Genomic DNA, 1,731 nt, shown 5'->3' with positions numbered 1-1,731 from the left:
GACCTACATCCGTCAGTAACGACGGTTGGCGTGATCAAAGATCGGTGATCTTTCCCTTTCCGGCTTGTTGATGGTGTTTCCGGCTGGTGGGCAGGGTGACGGCCCGGCTGTCGTACCGGGTGGGCGCCGGGTCCACGGCCCGGACGGGGTCTCGTCGGGGGAACGGGCTGGTCAGCCGGCTGCGGGCAGAGCACGTAGCCGTTCGAGGGCGCCGGGCAGGTGCTGGTCGCGGCCGGGTGGCAGGCGCAGGGTGAGCGTGCCGGCGTGACGGATGACCCGACCGGGGATGTTGATCAGTTCGTGGCGGAGCCGGTCGCCGTGCGCGCGCCCCGCGCGCTGGTCGAATCCGGTCAGGGACTGGAACAGGGTAGATAGCCAGCCGGCGAGGATCGCCGCCCACATCCAGACGGTGTTGACGGCCGGGTCCGCGGAGGGCAGGTGGCGCAGGCCGGCGCCGAGCTTGACATCTTTGATCTGGGTTTCGATGTCGGCGCGGCCACGGAACCAGTGCTCGACGGCGACGATGCCGTCGGGCTCGTCAGCGGGGATGTTCGTGACGATGAAACTGACCGCCCAGGCGTGGTCGGCGACGCCTTCCAACGCGAGGGTGAGCTGGTCTTTCGGGATCGTGCGCCGCCGCCGCGAGCGGGGGTCGGTGGAGATCTCACCGGCAGGGACCTTCACCCGGCGGATGATCGTGTAGGTGCCGGGCGGCCAGCCGGCCGGGGCATAGCCACTGGCGGCGACCTGGGCGCCGGTCATGTCCCGCGCGTCGGTCCAGGCCTTCTCGGGAACGGCGCCGTAGGCGCGCCAGAGCGCGCTGTTGCGTGGCGCGGCGACCGCGAAGTCCGCGCCCGCGGTCACGGCAGCGCGGGCGAGGTCCCCGGTGAAGAACCCCGAATCGGCGCGGACCAGCGGCGGCGCGCAGACGGCAGCCGGCAGGTTCGCCAGCGCCCGGGTCAGCAGCCCGGCGGCACGCGGCCGGACGTCCTGGTCCCCGGCGAGCAGGTCGGCGGCCAAGACCAGCCCGGTCCGCGCCCACGACGCCAGCAGCGGCCGGCCGGCCTTCTTCCCCTCGTAGGTATAGGCCACGCCACGCTTCCCACGGCCGAAAACCTCCACGTCGGAGGAGTCCAGGTCGATCGTCGGCCGCCCGGTGACCAGCTCGGCCCGACGCTGCCCGGGCAGCCGAGACAGCCAACGGCCGGCCAGCACCCCAACCGTCGCCTCGACCCCGGACAGCGCCACCGGGCCGAACCGGCCCGAAAGCCGCGCCGCCGTCCGCGACGGCGCGAACGGCACCACCGCGAGCAGCCCACCCGCCTCGTCCAGACGCAGCCGGTCCAGCCCGGACATGCTCGCCTGCCCCGCCAGCTGCGCGCTCGCCAGCCCGACCAGCAACTCCCCGCCCGAAAGCCCCCGCGCCCGCCGCTTGACCGGCCCGATCTGGTCGTCCAACACCTCGACGACCCCGAGCCGGTCGACCAGCTCAGCGACCGCGGCCAGCCCCGCCATCCCGGTCAGCGACCGATCGGACGGCCCGACCCGCACCCGTGGAACCCGTTTCCGCGACGCGGCCGATCTGCGTAGTCTGTTCACCCGGCGGGTGCCTCTCGTCAGGAAGCCATCGGTTGGTGTGGTAACCCCGATTCTCCCTGCACGGCAGGCACCCGCTCACGTTCCAGCCATCTACAAACCCTCAACATCACCAGCTACTGGCGGATTTAGGTC

At 72.0% G+C, this 1,731-nt stretch carries 1 protein-coding gene; it reads right to left on the bottom strand.

The window, feature by feature from the left end:
- Nucleotides 1–171: 171 nt before the first annotated feature.
- Nucleotides 172–1,551, bottom strand: a complete 1,380-nt coding sequence (locus FMEAI12_RS01945) for an IS1380 family transposase (RefSeq protein WP_160144223.1) — start codon at nt 1,549–1,551, stop codon at nt 172–174.
- Nucleotides 1,552–1,731: the final 180 nt, after the last annotated feature.

It is taken from the genome of Parafrankia sp. Ea1.12, from assembly GCF_900465275.1.
GTDB lineage: Bacteria > Actinomycetota > Actinomycetes > Frankiales > Frankiaceae > Parafrankia > Parafrankia soli.
Note: the sequence above shows the minus strand (reverse complement) of the source record. Positions and strands in the feature narration are given on the sequence as shown.